The sequence below is a fragment of the Pseudomonas sp. SWRI68 genome, assembly GCF_014269165.1.
Classification (GTDB): Bacteria; Pseudomonadota; Gammaproteobacteria; order Pseudomonadales; family Pseudomonadaceae; genus Aquipseudomonas; species Aquipseudomonas capeferrum.
Genome location: NZ_JABWRU010000010.1, coordinates 15,651 through 29,177, shown reverse-complemented (window position 1 = coordinate 29,177; position 13,527 = coordinate 15,651). Strand labels below are relative to the sequence as shown.

The following is a 13,527-nucleotide window of genomic DNA, read 5'->3' as shown; positions in this document are numbered from 1 at the left end:
CGGTTTTTTTCAGTGGGGAGAAGTACGCGCCGGAAGGCAGTTTTCAGAACCCGCTTTCGCGCAGCCCAACCCCAATTAGCCATTTTCCCAGCTCGCCCAGCACACTACGTTTTTGCCCTTCGATCTTTAGCCTGCCTCGGGTCTCGCGCACACTTGCCAGCGGCTCATCCAGAGCAATCAGCACTTGGAACAGTGCACTGCTGGGGACCATCGGTTCACCGCTGCTGGTGGGCACCGGGCCGCCAAAATGGGAGGACAGCATGCGGTGGGCCAATTGCCCGGCGCGGGTGCTGCCTAGTGCCAGCACCTTCCCGCGAAGCGCGATGGCCTGACCTTCTGGGTAGAACTTCACGGCATTGCCCACGGCCAAGTGGTGCACCTGGTCCTGAGCGACATAGGCATCGATCTGCCAATGGTTGGGGTCTATCAGGATGCCGAGCGGTTGCTGGCGATTGAGCCACTGCCCGGGCTGCCAGTCCGGGTCCAGGTCCAGCCATCTGCCTGTGAACGGTGCCTGCAGGTTGAGCCGGGCGATCTCGCTGCGCGCGGCACGGGCCTCTTCGTTCTGCACCATCAGGCGTTGCTGGGTGGCGGCGTCCTCAGCCAGCCCAGCAGGGTCGGCGAGCAAGCCTGACAAGCGTGCCTGATAGCTGCGGGCGCTGGCCTCGCTGCTGCGCATGCGTGAATCCAGATCAGGCTCGTCCAGCACTGCCAGCACCTCACCGGCCTCGACTTGCCCTTCCTGATGCAGGCTTTTCAGCCGCGCTGGGTAGGGGGTGTACACGCGCAACTGATGTTCGGCACGGGCCACGCCAACGGCATCGACCTGGCTGTGCCAAGGCGCGGCCAGGGCCAGCACAAGCAACCCAAGGCACAGGTAGAACAGTTGCTTGCGTCGCCCCGGGATGCGTGCTCGCTGTTGCCACCAGTGGCTCAGCTCCCGTTTGACCGGCAGCGCGATGAACCACGCCAACTCGACCATGAACAGCACGATCCCCAGCAGTTTGAAGAAGAACAGGTAGACCGCCACGGCGATGCCGAGAAACAGCACCAGGCGATACAGCCAGGTGGCGAAGGCGAACGTCACTAGCAGGCGCCGTTGGCCAGCGGGAAAAGGCTCCGACCACGCCTCATCGAGCCCCAGCAGGGTGCGCCGCAGGGCCACCCGAGCCAGTGCCGACGCGCGTTCGTGCAGGTTTGGGAAGTCGAGCAGGTCGCTGAGGATGAAGTAGCCGTCGAAGCGCATGAAGGGGCTGGCATTAAGAGCCAGGGAAAGCACCCAGCTCGTGGTCGCCAGGTATAGCAGTGCGTTGCGCAAGGCGCCATCGTCACACAGGGCCCAGCCGAGGGTTGCAAGACCCGCCAGGGACAGCTCGGTGACGATGCCCGCCGAAGCGATCGCCAGGCGTTGGCGGGAACGTTTGAGCTTCCAGCTTTCGCCGGTGTCGGTGTACAACATCGGCCACAGCACCAGAAACGCCACGCCCATGTGGCCGACGCGTAGCCCCAGGCGTGTGGCAACCAGGGCATGGCCGAGCTCGTGCAGGGTTTTCGCTACCACCAGCGCCAGGGCAAAGCTGAACAGGCCTTCGGTGGAGAACGACTCCACCACCGCATGGGTGAAACTGTCCCATTGCTGCATCACCAGGATGACGCCGAGCAGGGTCAGCCCGATCACCAGCAGCCCGGTCAGTGGATGGAACAACCAACCCAGGGCGGCGGCCAAGCGCTGCAGCGCGGCTTGCGGGCGTAACAGCGGGATGCGAAAAAACAGGTAGTGGTGCAACCACCAGCGCCAGCTCGACCAGGTGCGCGCCTCGCTGGCGGTTTGCAGCTTGGCCAGTTGCTCAGGGCCCGGGCGCAGCAGTTGGTGCTGTTCGAGAAACGCACGCAGTGCCAGCACTTGCTCGACATCGGGGTTGAGCGCGCTGTCGCGCGACACCTCCTCGCTGATCTGACGGGGTGTCTGGCCCCAGCGCAGAAGGCATTCGAACTCCAGCCAGCCGATCCGGTAGAAGCGGTTAAGCACCGTGTCGTGGATCATCCACGCGGGTTCCCCTTCACGGCTGTCGGCGGCTTCGCACAGGCGCAGGTCCTCGCGCAGCGGTGGCAGCGGCAGGTCGGTAAGGTCGAGCATTACCAGCCGCTCCAGGCGCGCAGGGTGGCCAGCGGGCGGCGCAGCAGGTAGTAGCTGAGCATCACTCTGCCACCGTACAGCTTGGCGGTGCCGTGCAGGCCCAGGCGGGCATGTTCGGCGTGTTCGTCGATGCTGGCGAGCAGGCGGTAGGCGACCACACCGTCATCGCTGGGCTTGGCCTGGTAGCTGGTTTCGAGGATTTTTCCCTTGAGTGGGCGCAGCGGGTAGGCAGTGAGGAACAAGGTTACCTCGGCACCTGGCTCCAGGGCGATGGCGTCGGCCACGGCAAGCTGGATCTGCATGGCCGGTTGCGCAGGGTCGGCCACGTGCATGATGCGTTCGCCGGTCGATACCGGTTTGCCCAGCCAGTCGTTGGGGTCGCTGAACACGGCGACCCCTGCACGCGGCGCCTGCACCTGGGTGCGCCGCAACTGCGCCTGCACGGCGGCCAGCTCGGCGCGCCGCTGCTGGGCACGGCCCTGCAGCAGGGTCAGTTCGCTTTTGCTTTGCGGGTTGTCAAATGCCCGTTGGCTGGCGGCCTGCAGCTCGGCATCGGCCACGGCGACCTCTTTGCCGAGCACCTCGGCGCGGCTGCGCAGGGTTGTTTCATCAAGGGTGAACAATGGCGTGCCGGCCTCCACCGGCTGGTTGGGGCGTACCAGGACCTGGGCGATAACGCCGTCGATCGGTGAGCTGACGATCTGGGCCTGGCGCGAAACGATCTGCGCCGGTGCCAGTGCCGTCTGGCGCACCGGCACCAGCAACAGCGCGGCGGCCACTAACGAGGCCAGCAGTACCTGGCGACGGCTGGGCCGCCAGCCCCCCAGGCGCCGGCGCCGGGTCAGCGTGTTCCAGCAGTAGGCCCACGTGCGGATCAGCCCCTCCAGTTGCTGGCGCACAACCACTGGGGGCTCTTCTTCAAGCAGCAGTATCAACACGCCGAGGCGTTCGCCGGAAGGGGCGTGCAGTGGTATGCACCACAGCCCCGACGGCCACCATTCGGCCCAGCCTTCGGCGATGTCGGCGGGGGGCGCGGCGTTGTCTGCGGTCAGCCAGGCGGGCTGCGCATCGGCCAGGCGTTCGGCCAGCCAGCGGCTCGTGCGCCTGAGCCAGACCAGGTAGGGCGAGTCCTCGCTGGTCCGCGCCAGGCCCGACACGCTCAGCAGTTCAAGGCCGGCCTTGCCTTGGCTGAACACTAGCGCCTGATGGAAGGGCAGCAGCGGGTAAAGGTCGTTGGCCATGCTGAACGCCAATGCGCCAAGCGTTTCGGCGGCCATGGCCTTGTCCCGCAGGGCGTCCAGTTGCAGCAACAGCTGTGGATGGGGCAGTGGCCTATTCACGGTCATGGTCGAACCGCGCGGTGCCGCTCATGCCGGCCATCAATTCGGGGAAGCGCTGATCGAAGCGCGCTTCGAGCTCCACCGTCTGCGCCACTGCATCGACCCTGGCGTTGATCACGCTGACTTTGGCCGGGTAGGTCTTGCCCGTCTCGTGAACGCTCACTTCCAGGGGTTGACCGGGGCTGAGGGTTTTCAACTGGCTGGAAGGCACGTTGAGGCGCACTTTCAACGCCCCATCACTCACCAGGTCGAAAAGCGGCGTACCGGCGCTGACGGTCTGGTAAGGCTTGACGTAAACCTTGGCCACATGGCCTGAAAAAGGTGCCAGTACCTGGCAGTAGCTCATTTGCGCCTCGCCCATGGCGCGGGCACCGTCGGCTTTCTGCACGTCGGTGTTGGCGGCGGCCACTTCGATATCGCCTACGGCATCCAGCTTGCGCAGCTGTTTCTTCGCCTCCAGGTTCTGCCGGGCCATTGCCAGTTCAGCCACCGCGACCTTGCCCCGTGCCTGAGCTTCGTTACAGTTGAAGCGTGCCAGGCTAGAGCCCTTAGCCACATGTTCACCGAAGCGGGTCTTGAGCTCGCTCAAGGTGCCGTTCATCTGGCTGGACAGTGTGGTTTCCAACTCGGCCGCAAGCAGTACGCGGATCAGCTGCGGGTTGTCCTCTGCGGTGTCTTGTTCGGCATGCGCAGCGACGCTGGCGAAGGCTAGCAGCAACGGCAGGTATCGGTGTTTGACGTCGGGCAAATGCATTCTCGACTCCTTGCTTGGATGCATCGTAAAGCGCAGCGCTAACTGCACGACGTTTTCATACTAGGAAGGAAACCACCGTTTGCCCAATATCGTGCAATCAGCGAGGAAAGAGGGTAAAGGAGAAAAAAGGCAGCAGGAACGTCTGGTTGACCTTGTCTTGCCATCCGCAGGGCTGCCTTCCAGCCCCCAGATATGGTTGGCCAGAATGCCATGAGTCCAACCGTTGGCCTGTTTCAAGGTAACGGCGGTTGGCCCAAACCCCCACGGTTCACTGCTCAATATGTCATTGCTGCCAGCCGGAATCAGCAGCGCCAGCCCTGCGCCGAGTATCCAGCCACTTGCGGTGGATTGCTTCGGTGAGAAGAAAAAGCGCTGCTCCTGGTCTGCCATTGTCTGCGTCATGCGCTAGCCTGATCACGCAGGCGTAGGCACATAGCGCGCCGGAAGAGCCAAAAAAGGCCGATTGTTCGCGTTGACCGTGGAGCTAAGGGATGGGGCGTCGTACCGACAAGAAGGACCTGGGTGGGCAATTGAAGGCTTGGTGGTGTGTGGCGGTGTTGATCACCCTGGTGCTCGGCCCGTCGGGCTTTGCGTTAGCTGCTCAGGAAGCCGGCCAGGCACCCAGGCCTGCGACTGAGCCCGAAGGTTACGTGGCTACCACGACATGCCTTGGCTGCCACGTTGCGCAGGCCAAGGAATGGAAAGATTCAGATCACGGCTGGGCCATGCGCGATGCCACCGAGGCCAACGTACTGGGCAATTTCAAGGGGGCATCGTTCGACGAGGCCGGGGTAACGGCACGCTTCTTCCGCAAGCAGGGTGGTTTTTTCGTCAATACCGAAGGTGAAGACGGTAAACCTGCAGATTTTCAAGTGCTCTACACCTTCGGCCACTACCCGCTGCAACAGTATCTGGTAGCCCTGCCCAGGGGGCGCTTGCAGGCCTTGACCATCGCCTGGGACAGCAGAACCAAGGGGGAAGGCGGGCAACGCTGGTTCTCGCTCTACCCAGGCCAACGCTTTGCCCCCGATGACCCCTTGCACTGGACTGGCCGCTACCAGAACTGGAACGGCATGTGCGCGGATTGCCATTCAACCCGTTTGATGAAGAACTACGACGATCGTCAGGACAGCTTCGCTTCCACCTGGAAAGAGCAAAATGTCGGTTGCCAGAGTTGCCATGGCCCCGGCCAGGCGCATGTCGACTGGGCGAACAAAGCTGCGCCTGGCGATCACACCCACGCGTCGGCCAAGGACATCGGCCTGGCGGTCGACTACAAGGCACTGGGCAGTCAGGGCCAGGTCGAACAGTGCGCGTTCTGCCACAGCCGCCGGCAAACGCTGGGCGTGGGCCAACTGCCCGGTCACCCGCAGCTTGACCAGAGCCTGCCGGCGACGCTGCGTAGCGGCCTGTATCATGCCGACGGCCAGATCGACGGTGAGGTGTACGAGTTTGGCTCGTTCACGCAAAGCAAGATGTATAACGCAGGTGTTGGTTGTACCGATTGCCACAACCCGCACACCAGCAAGGTGAAAGTCGAAGGCAACGGCCTGTGCCTGCAATGCCACAACGGCAACCCCCCGGTTGCCCGCTTCGCCACGTTGCAGGCCAAGGATTACGATACCCCCGCCCATCATCATCATGTTGCGGGCAGCCCCGGCGCCCAATGTGTCAGCTGCCACATGCCGACCAAGACCTACATGGTGGTCGACCCCCGTCGTGACCACAGTTTGCGGATCCCGCGGCCAGACCTCGCCAGCAAGGTCGACAGCCCCGATGCCTGCACCGCCTGTCACAAGGACCAGCAACCGGCCTGGGCGGCCAAGGCAATCGAGCAGTGGTTCGGCAAGCAGCAGCGGCCCGCACTGTTTGGTGAATCGTTCCAAGCGGTGCGCAACGGCGAAGGGATACCGTTGAGCTTGTTGAATACGGTCCTGGCAGACAAGAGCAAGCCGACCATCGTTCGCGCCAGTGCCGCCGAACAGATGGCCGACCTTGGCCCGCAGGCGTTGATCAGCCTGGGCTGGGCACTCAAGGATCCGAGCCCGCTGGTGCGCGCGTACGCCGCGTCGGGCTTTTCAAGCGTGCCGCCGGAGCAGCGCCTCAAGCCGTTGCTGCCCTTGCTTGAAGATCCCGCCCTGGCAGTACGCGACGAGGCGGTCCGGGCGCTCGCCGATGTGCCCAAGGCGCAGGTGCCGGTGCAATCGCTGGACACGTTCAGCGCTGCGTTGGCGGACTATGAGGCGCGTCTGCGCGGCAATGCCGACCTGCCCGGTGGGCGCTTGAACCTGGCGGTGCTGTTGAGCCGCCAGGGGCGCCAAGAAGAAGCCATGGACCAGTACCGTCAGGCATTGCGCCTGGACCCGTACTTTGTCCCTGCGCGGGTCAACCTGGCTAACCTAGCAACGGCCGAGCAGCAGCTGGATGAGGCGGAAAAGGTGCTGCGTGCAGGCTTGGCATTGGAGAAGATGCCGGCCACCGACCACGGCAACCTCGCCTATATGCTGGCACTGCTGCTGGTAGAGCGACGTCAGCCTGAGGAAGCGCTGAACTGGATGGAAAATGCGGCCGTTGCGCTGCCGGGTAATTCGCGCATCCGCTACAACCAAGGCCTCTTGCTGTCGCGCATGAAGCGCCGCGATGAAGCCTTGGTGGCCCTTGAGCGTGGGCTGCAGCAGGCACCGGAGAACGCCGACCTGCTGTACTCGCTGATCTACCTGCATGCCTTGGCCGGTGAACGCAGTGAAGCCTATGCGTACGTCCAGCGCATGCGCAAAGTTGCCCCGGACGATCCTCGATTGCAGAGCATCGAGCCCTATTGGCAAAAGTACGAAAGCACCCAATGAGCTGGCGCGATCGAGGTAAGCGTCTAGATTTACCTCGTCGCCTTCAGCAGTTGCGAACATCCAGGGGGCACCCTGTCGGTGCCCCGGCTGACAAGGAAGGGATCAGTGGATATACGCGAGCAAATAGCCGAGCTTGAAGCCAGTGTGGCGCAGAGCGTGCTGGGCCAGGCGGATACCATACGCCATGTGATCCTTGGCTTGCTGGCCAATGGGCATGTCTTGCTGGAGAGCCTGCCAGGGCTGGCCAAAACGCGCACGGTCAAGGCCCTGGCAACGCATCTGGAAGCCAGCATGCGGCGCATTCAGTTCACCCCGGACCTGCTGCCATCGGACATCACCGGTGGCGAAATCCTCCAGCAGACCGCACAGGGCAACGAGATCAAGTTTCAACCCGGGCCGCTGTTTGGCAACGTGATTCTTGCCGACGAAATCAACCGTGCCCCGGCCAAGGTTCAGGCGGCCCTGCTCGAAGCCATGGAAGAGCGCCAGATTACCGTGGCCGGCCAGAGCTACCCGATGTCTGGGTTGTTCATGGTGCTGGCAACCCAGAACCCCATCGAACAAGAGGGCACCTATCCGTTGCCCGAGGCGCAGATGGACCGCTTTCTGATGAAGCTGCAACTGGACTACCCCAAAGTCGAGGATGAGACCCAGGTACTACGCCTGGTGCGCAGCGAGGAACAGCAAGCCGGACATGCGCACCAGGCGCCTCAGCGCTTGCCCCAGGAGGTGGTGTTCGCAGCGCGCAGCGCCATTGCCGGTATTGAAGTTTCGCCAGCGGTCGATCGCTACCTGATCGATCTGATCAATGCCACTCGCCACCCGGCCGAGCATGATCCCGACCTTGGGCGCTGGATCAAGATCGGCGCCAGCCCGCGTGGCGGCATCAGCCTGGACCGGGTGGCGCGCGCCCATGCCTGGCTGGCCGGGCAGGATTTCGTCACGCCGGACGATGTGCGGGCGGTGGTCCACCCCGTGTTGCGCCATCGCCTGCAGCTGTCCTATGACGCCGTCGCCGATGGCATCGGTGCCGACCACGTGATCGATCGGCTGCTGGACAAAGTGGCGATCCCGGCCTGAGCGGAGTGAGCCCATGCAACCGACCCAGGATGGTTTCGTCTATGCCTCGCTAAGCCAGCTCATGGCGTTCGAACATCGCGTGCGCGGGTTGAGTTTCTTGGCCCGGCAGCCGTTGGCCAGCATCCTGGCGGGCAATCATGCCTCACGCCTGCGGGGTCGCGGCCTGAGTTTCGACGAGCTGCGTCGCTACATCCCTGGCGATGATCTGCGCCACCTCGACTGGCGTGCCTCGTTGCGTTTCGGCAAACCGTTCGTGCGCACCTTCACCGAGGAGCGGGACCGGCCGACGCTGCTGCTGGTGGATCAACGCATGAACATGTACTTCGGCTCACAGCGCAGTTTCAAGTCGGTTACCGCCGCCGAGCTTGCGGCGTTGTCGGCATGGATTGCCCTGCATGCCGGCGACCGGGTAGGCGGTTTGGTCTTCGATGATAAGCAGGTGGTGCATATCAAGCCGCTGCGCAGTCGCGCACGGGTACAGCAGTTTTGCGCGGCCGTGGTGCGCAGCAACAACAGCCTAAGCGCAGCAGGCCCGGACAGTGAACAACAGGTGCAACTCGATAACATGCTGCGCGACGCCATCGGTATCGCCGGGCATGATGCCCTCGTGTGCATCATCAGTGACTTTGCCGGGGTTACCGAACAGACCCTGAAACTGCTGCGCCAGCTCAGTGCGCACAACGATGTGATCGCCATGCAGGTGTACGATCCCATCGCCCTGGAAGTGCCAGACAAGGGGCGGCTTACCGTGACCCAAGGTGAATTGCAGGTCGACCTTGAAGTTGGCCGTCGCCACGTGCAGCGGCCGTTGAGCGATTATCTCTCCGGGCGCTTGCAAGCGGTGGCCGAACTGCTGCGGCGTAGCCAGATTCCGTTGATGCTGATCAGTACCGGTGAAGAGGTGCTGGACCAACTGCGGCGCGAGCTTGGCCGGCTTGCGGGAGGTGCCCGATGAACGCGCCTGCGCCTGCGGCAACGATCGACCAGCTCAAGGAGCTACCGCTACCGGTATCCCCGTTCAGCTATGCCCCGCAAACTTGGGGCTGGTGGGTATTGCTGGCGATTGCCTTGGCGGCGGCGCTTGCCTATGCCGTGCTTGCCTGGCGGCGCTGGCAGCGTGAACGTTACCGGCGTGAGGCGTTGCAACGGCTGAACCAACTCGATGTGGCTCTGGCTATCCCCGAGCAACGCCTACAGGCCTTGCGGGAACTACCCGAATTACTCAAGCGCGTCGCGCTGTCGATGCCCGATGCACCGCCCGTGCACAGTTTGTCAGGCTCGCACTGGCAGGCTTTTCTTCAGCAACGGGCACGCTTTGCGCTGCCCGAACAGTTTGCCGAGCGCCTGCAGACCCTGGCCTATGCGCCTGATGCGCGGGTGCAATCGCTCGGCGCCGAAGAACTCAGCACCCTGGTGCACACCTGCCGACGCTGGATCGAGGCCCACCATGTGGCAGTTTGACTACCTCTGGGTGTTTTTGCTGCTGCCGTTACCCTGGCTCGCGTACCGGTTTCTGCGTCCGTATCACGAGGCGCACAGTGCGTTGCGGGTGCCGTTTTTCTTTGCCATGAGCCGGGCGGTCAATCAATTGCCGAGCACCTCACAAGGTTCGGGCGGTCGCTGGCAAGTGGTTATCAACCTGCTGGTGTGGGGGCTGCTGCTGGCGGCCTGTGCGCGGCCGGTGCTGGTGGAGAAGGCCATCGAGCACGACCAGCCGATCCGCGACATGCTGCTGGCCATCGATATCTCCCAGTCCATGCAGGCCAAGGACTTCACAGATGGCAATGGCCAGCAAGTGGACCGCTTGAGCGCGGTCAAAACAGTGGTGCGTGACTTCATCGACCAGCGCAAGCAAGACCGCATTGGCTTGATCGTCTTCGGGACCGGTGCCTACCCCCAGGCACCCTTGACCCTCGACCATGCCAGTCTGTTGCTGCTGCTCGATGAGGTAGGGGTGGGCATGGCCGGGCCGAACACCGCGATCGGTGATGCCATTGGCCTTGCCATCAAACTGCTGGACCAGGCCAAGGAACAGGAGAAGGTGCTGATTTTGCTCAGTGACGGCAATGACACCGGCAGTGCGATCACGCCGGAGCACGCCGCAGCCCTGGCACATGCACGCGGCATCACGGTTCATACCATCGGCATTGGCGATCCTCAGGCCAGCGGTGAGGACAAGGTCGACCTGCAGGCGCTGGAAAATATCGCGCGCACCACCGCCGGTCGGTTCTTCCGCGCCGACGACCGCAGTGCCTTGGCCCAGGTGTACGCCACGCTCGACCAAATCACGCCGCACACGGTCAAGACGTTCAGCCACCAACCCAAGCGGGACCTGTTCTGGTGGCCGTTAGGCGCGGCTTTGCTGTTGCTGGCCCTGAGTCACGGCCTGGCAGCGATAGCCGGCCCGTTGCGGGCAAAGCCCGCGCCGGCGAGGCCTTGATATGGACATCGACCTCAATGCGCTGCATCTGCTTCGCCCTTACTGGCTGTTGCTGTGGGTTCCGGCCGTGTTGCTGCCTTGGGCCTGGCAGCGGCGCAATGATCTGAAGCGGCAATTGCAGGGCATCATCGCCCCGCACCTGGTCGCGCATTTGATCATCACCCCAGAAGAACAGCAGCGCGTACGGCCGGTCCATCTGCTCGCTGCACTGCTCGGCATCGGGGCGCTGGCCGCTGCCGGGCCGACCTGGCAGCGCGATGTTCCGGCGTTCGTCGACAATCGAGCACCGTTGATCCTGGCGCTGGACCTTTCGCCCTCGATGGATGCCGACGATGTGCCGCCCTCGCGCCTGCAGGCCGCCAAGCACAAGCTGCACGACCTGGTCATGCGCAGGGCAGGGGCGCGAACCGCGCTGGTCGTCTATGCCGGTAGCGCGCATCTGGTCTTGCCGGCGACGCAAGACCCGCAACTGCTCGACACCTTCCTGCAGGCGTTGTCCACCGATCTGATCAGCCAGCCAGGCAAGGACGTGCTGGGGGTGATCGAGGTGGCCAAGCGCTTGCTGGCCGCCGAGCAAGTACCTGGCACTCTGGTCCTGCTTACCGATGGCGCCGATGCCGGGCAGTTCGCAGCAATCCCAAAAGCGCTCGAGGGCAGTGATCTGCAAGTGATGGTGTTGGCGGTCGGCAGTCGCGATGCCGGCGTGCTGCGGGATGCTCAGGGCCGTACACGGATCGGCGCCGATGGGCGGCCGCTACAGGCGGCTTTCGACGAAGACGCTTTGCGAAAGCTGGCCAAGGCCAGCAATGGCCCGTTGGGCAGCCTGACCTTGAATGACGATGACCTCGATTGGGTCGCGTTGCATGCGCAGCAGCATTTTCAGGCGGCCCAGGGCGACCCGCAGCAGGTGCACTGGAAAGACGCCGGCTATTGGCTGTGCTGGCCATTGGCGCTCATTGCACTGTTGTGCCTGCGCCGTGGTTGGAAGGTGCAGTGGATGGCTAGCGTACTGGTGGCAGTGCTACTAGGCGCCCAGCCACAAAACGCCCAGGCCGGGCCTGTGGCCGATGCGTTCTTCACCGCCAACCAACAGGGGCGCTGGGCCTTCGAACATGGCCACTACCCTCAGGCCGCTGCGCATTTCACCGACCCCTACTGGAAAGGCCTGGCTGCCTACAACGCTGCCGACTACGACGTCGCCTTGGCCAGCCTCGGCAAGCTTGACAGCGCGCAGGCCTACTTCTACCGGGGCAACATCTACGTGCGCCAGTTCAAGTTTCCCCAGGCGGTCCAGGCCTATCAGCAGGCTTTGAAGCAGCAGCCCGTATTTCCTGAGGCCACCGCCAACCTGGCGCTGGCCGAGGCGTTGCTCAAGGACTATGAAGATCAGCAAAAAGCCGGCACCCCGGATGAGAAGGCTGACAAGGTGGTAGAGGACCAGACGCCCTCCAAAGGCGCCAAGCAAAAGCAACAGCAGACGCCGCAGGCAGCTTCCGATCAGGTCTGGTTGAACAACCTGACCACCTCGCCGGCCCAGTTTCTCAGGCGCAAGTTCCTGCTGCAGGACGCCTCGCGACAAACTGCGGAGGGCAGCTGATGAGACACTTGCTGTTACTGCTAGGGCTGTACCTGCCGTTGCTTGCGATGGCGGCGCCCGAGGCTCGGGTGCAGGCGCGTCTGGTGCCTGGCGGCGACACGGTGGTAGGCGCCACCGTCGAATTGCAGGTCGATCTGCTGGTCGATACCTGGTTCACCCAACCGCCAGTGCTGCCTGTGATCGACTTACCGGGCGCCACCGTGAGTGCGCCGAGCGGCGAGGCCCAGCACCTGAACCAAGAGCACGATGGCAAGACTTTCTTCGGCCTGCGCTACACCTACCAGATCACCCCGCAGGCAGCCCAGACCTTCACCCTCCCGGCGCAATCCTTTCAGGTGTTCCCAGGGCAGTCGGATGGCCCGTTGACGCTCACCAGCGAACCGCTGTCGTGGGTGGCCAAGGCACTGGCGGGTGACACGGGTGGGCATCGCCTGGTGGCGCGCAAGGTCAGCCTCGAGCAACAGACGCAGCTATCGCATTCGCCACTGAGAGCAGGCGACAGCATTACCCGGCGTGTACTGACCCGCGCCGAGGGCGCCCAGGCAATGTTGCTACCGCCGCCGCCCTTGGGCGAAGTTGCCGGCCTCAAACGTTATGTGCAAACGCCCAGAGTGACACCTCTCAGTGATGGTCGGGGTGGCACGAGCGGTGGCCAGCGTGAAGACAGCGTGACCTACGTGGTGTCCGCCGCCGGGCATTACCAACTGCCTGCCATCGAACTGCAGTGGTGGGACGCCGCCAGCGGCCAAGCCAGGCAGGCAACGCTGCCGCCCATCGATTTGAACGTCACCGAAAGCACTTATAAAGCCCCCTTTTCCATCGACGAAGACTTGCGGGCGCTCGGTCGCCAGGCACAGTTGCGCCTGTCAGCGCAGTGGCTGTGGTTGATCGGCCTGTTGCTGTTAGGTGGGGGACTGATTTATCTCTGCAGGCCTTGGCTGTACGCGGCCAGGCGTCGGTTCGAAGGTTGGCAGGCGGCGCGCCGCACGGCACGCTTGCAGTCTGCGGACTACGCCTGGCAGTTGGCCCGCAAGCAACTTGCACAAGACCCCCCTGAGCTTGGCGGGCTGTACCTGTGGGTTCGACGCCGTACCGGGTACTACACGTTGTCTGATTTTTCCCAGCGTTTGCCCCCCTCATCAGGAATTCGTCTACTAGACTGGCTCCAGATCCGCTACGGCAAGCCAAGTGGCACCGCTCAAGTGACGCCGCCGCTGGGCCCGACGCTTTCGCAGGCCAGGCGGGTGCTGGCACCCGAACACGTCCGCAGCAGTCAGCGCAACGGTTTGAAACCACTCAATCCATGATACGAGTCGAACAGGGTAGGTAGTAC

The 13,527-nt window shown here is 63.5% G+C and carries 10 protein-coding genes and 1 pseudogene; 7 read left to right on the top strand and 4 right to left on the bottom strand.

All coding sequences use genetic code 11. The annotated features are described in order from the left end of the window. Positions 1-43 precede the first annotated feature (43 nt). The 4 genes and pseudogenes from HU770_RS16120 to HU770_RS16105 all read right to left on the bottom strand — a co-directional run. On the bottom strand, positions 44-2,137 hold the full coding sequence (locus HU770_RS16120; RefSeq protein WP_186664217.1) for an HlyD family efflux transporter periplasmic adaptor subunit: 2,094 nt from the start codon (positions 2,135-2,137) through the stop codon (positions 44-46). Continuing rightward, entirely contained in the window at positions 2,137-3,483 is a 1,347-nt protein-coding gene (locus HU770_RS16115) for an HlyD family efflux transporter periplasmic adaptor subunit (protein ID WP_186664215.1), read from the bottom strand. The genes HU770_RS16120 and HU770_RS16115 overlap by 1 nt, the downstream gene beginning before the upstream one ends. Next, the gene (locus HU770_RS16110) at positions 3,470-4,231 is read right to left on the bottom strand and encodes an efflux RND transporter periplasmic adaptor subunit (RefSeq protein WP_186664213.1); all 762 of its coding nucleotides are present in this window, start codon (positions 4,229-4,231) and stop codon (positions 3,470-3,472) included. Before HU770_RS16110 ends, HU770_RS16115 begins: the two co-directional genes overlap by 14 nt. 112 nt (positions 4,232-4,343) lie before the next feature. Beyond that, positions 4,344-4,606, bottom strand: a pseudogene (locus HU770_RS16105) (transporter); the annotation flags it as partial. A gap of 116 nt (positions 4,607-4,722) precedes the next feature. Here HU770_RS16105 and HU770_RS16100 point away from each other — a divergent pair. The 7 genes from HU770_RS16100 (at position 4,723) to HU770_RS16070 (ending at position 13,501) form a co-directional block, all read left to right on the top strand. Further along, positions 4,723-7,077, top strand: coding sequence for a tetratricopeptide repeat protein (locus tag HU770_RS16100; protein WP_186664211.1), 2,355 nt, complete (start codon positions 4,723-4,725; stop codon positions 7,075-7,077). Positions 7,078-7,182: 105 nt separating this feature from the next. Further along, positions 7,183-8,157 (top strand): MoxR family ATPase, encoded by a 975-nt coding sequence (locus HU770_RS16095; protein ID WP_186664209.1) that lies wholly within the window; start codon positions 7,183-7,185, stop codon positions 8,155-8,157. Between the two features lie 13 nt (positions 8,158-8,170). Beyond that, positions 8,171-9,112 (top strand): DUF58 domain-containing protein, encoded by a 942-nt coding sequence (locus HU770_RS16090; protein WP_186655930.1) that lies wholly within the window; start codon positions 8,171-8,173, stop codon positions 9,110-9,112. After that, entirely contained in the window at positions 9,109-9,618 is a 510-nt protein-coding gene (locus tag HU770_RS16085; RefSeq protein WP_186655927.1) for a DUF4381 domain-containing protein, read from the top strand. Before HU770_RS16090 ends, HU770_RS16085 begins: the two co-directional genes overlap by 4 nt. Next, positions 9,605-10,597: a VWA domain-containing protein gene (locus HU770_RS16080; protein WP_186655924.1), complete on the top strand. Its 993-nt coding sequence runs from the start codon at positions 9,605-9,607 to the stop codon at positions 10,595-10,597. The genes HU770_RS16085 and HU770_RS16080 overlap by 14 nt, the downstream gene beginning before the upstream one ends. A gap of 1 nt (position 10,598) precedes the next feature. After that, positions 10,599-12,194 (top strand): VWA domain-containing protein, encoded by a 1,596-nt coding sequence (locus HU770_RS16075; protein WP_186664208.1) that lies wholly within the window; start codon positions 10,599-10,601, stop codon positions 12,192-12,194. Further along, positions 12,194-13,501, top strand: coding sequence for a BatD family protein (locus HU770_RS16070; RefSeq protein ID WP_186664206.1), 1,308 nt, complete (start codon positions 12,194-12,196; stop codon positions 13,499-13,501). Before HU770_RS16075 ends, HU770_RS16070 begins: the two co-directional genes overlap by 1 nt. Positions 13,502-13,527: the final 26 nt, after the last annotated feature.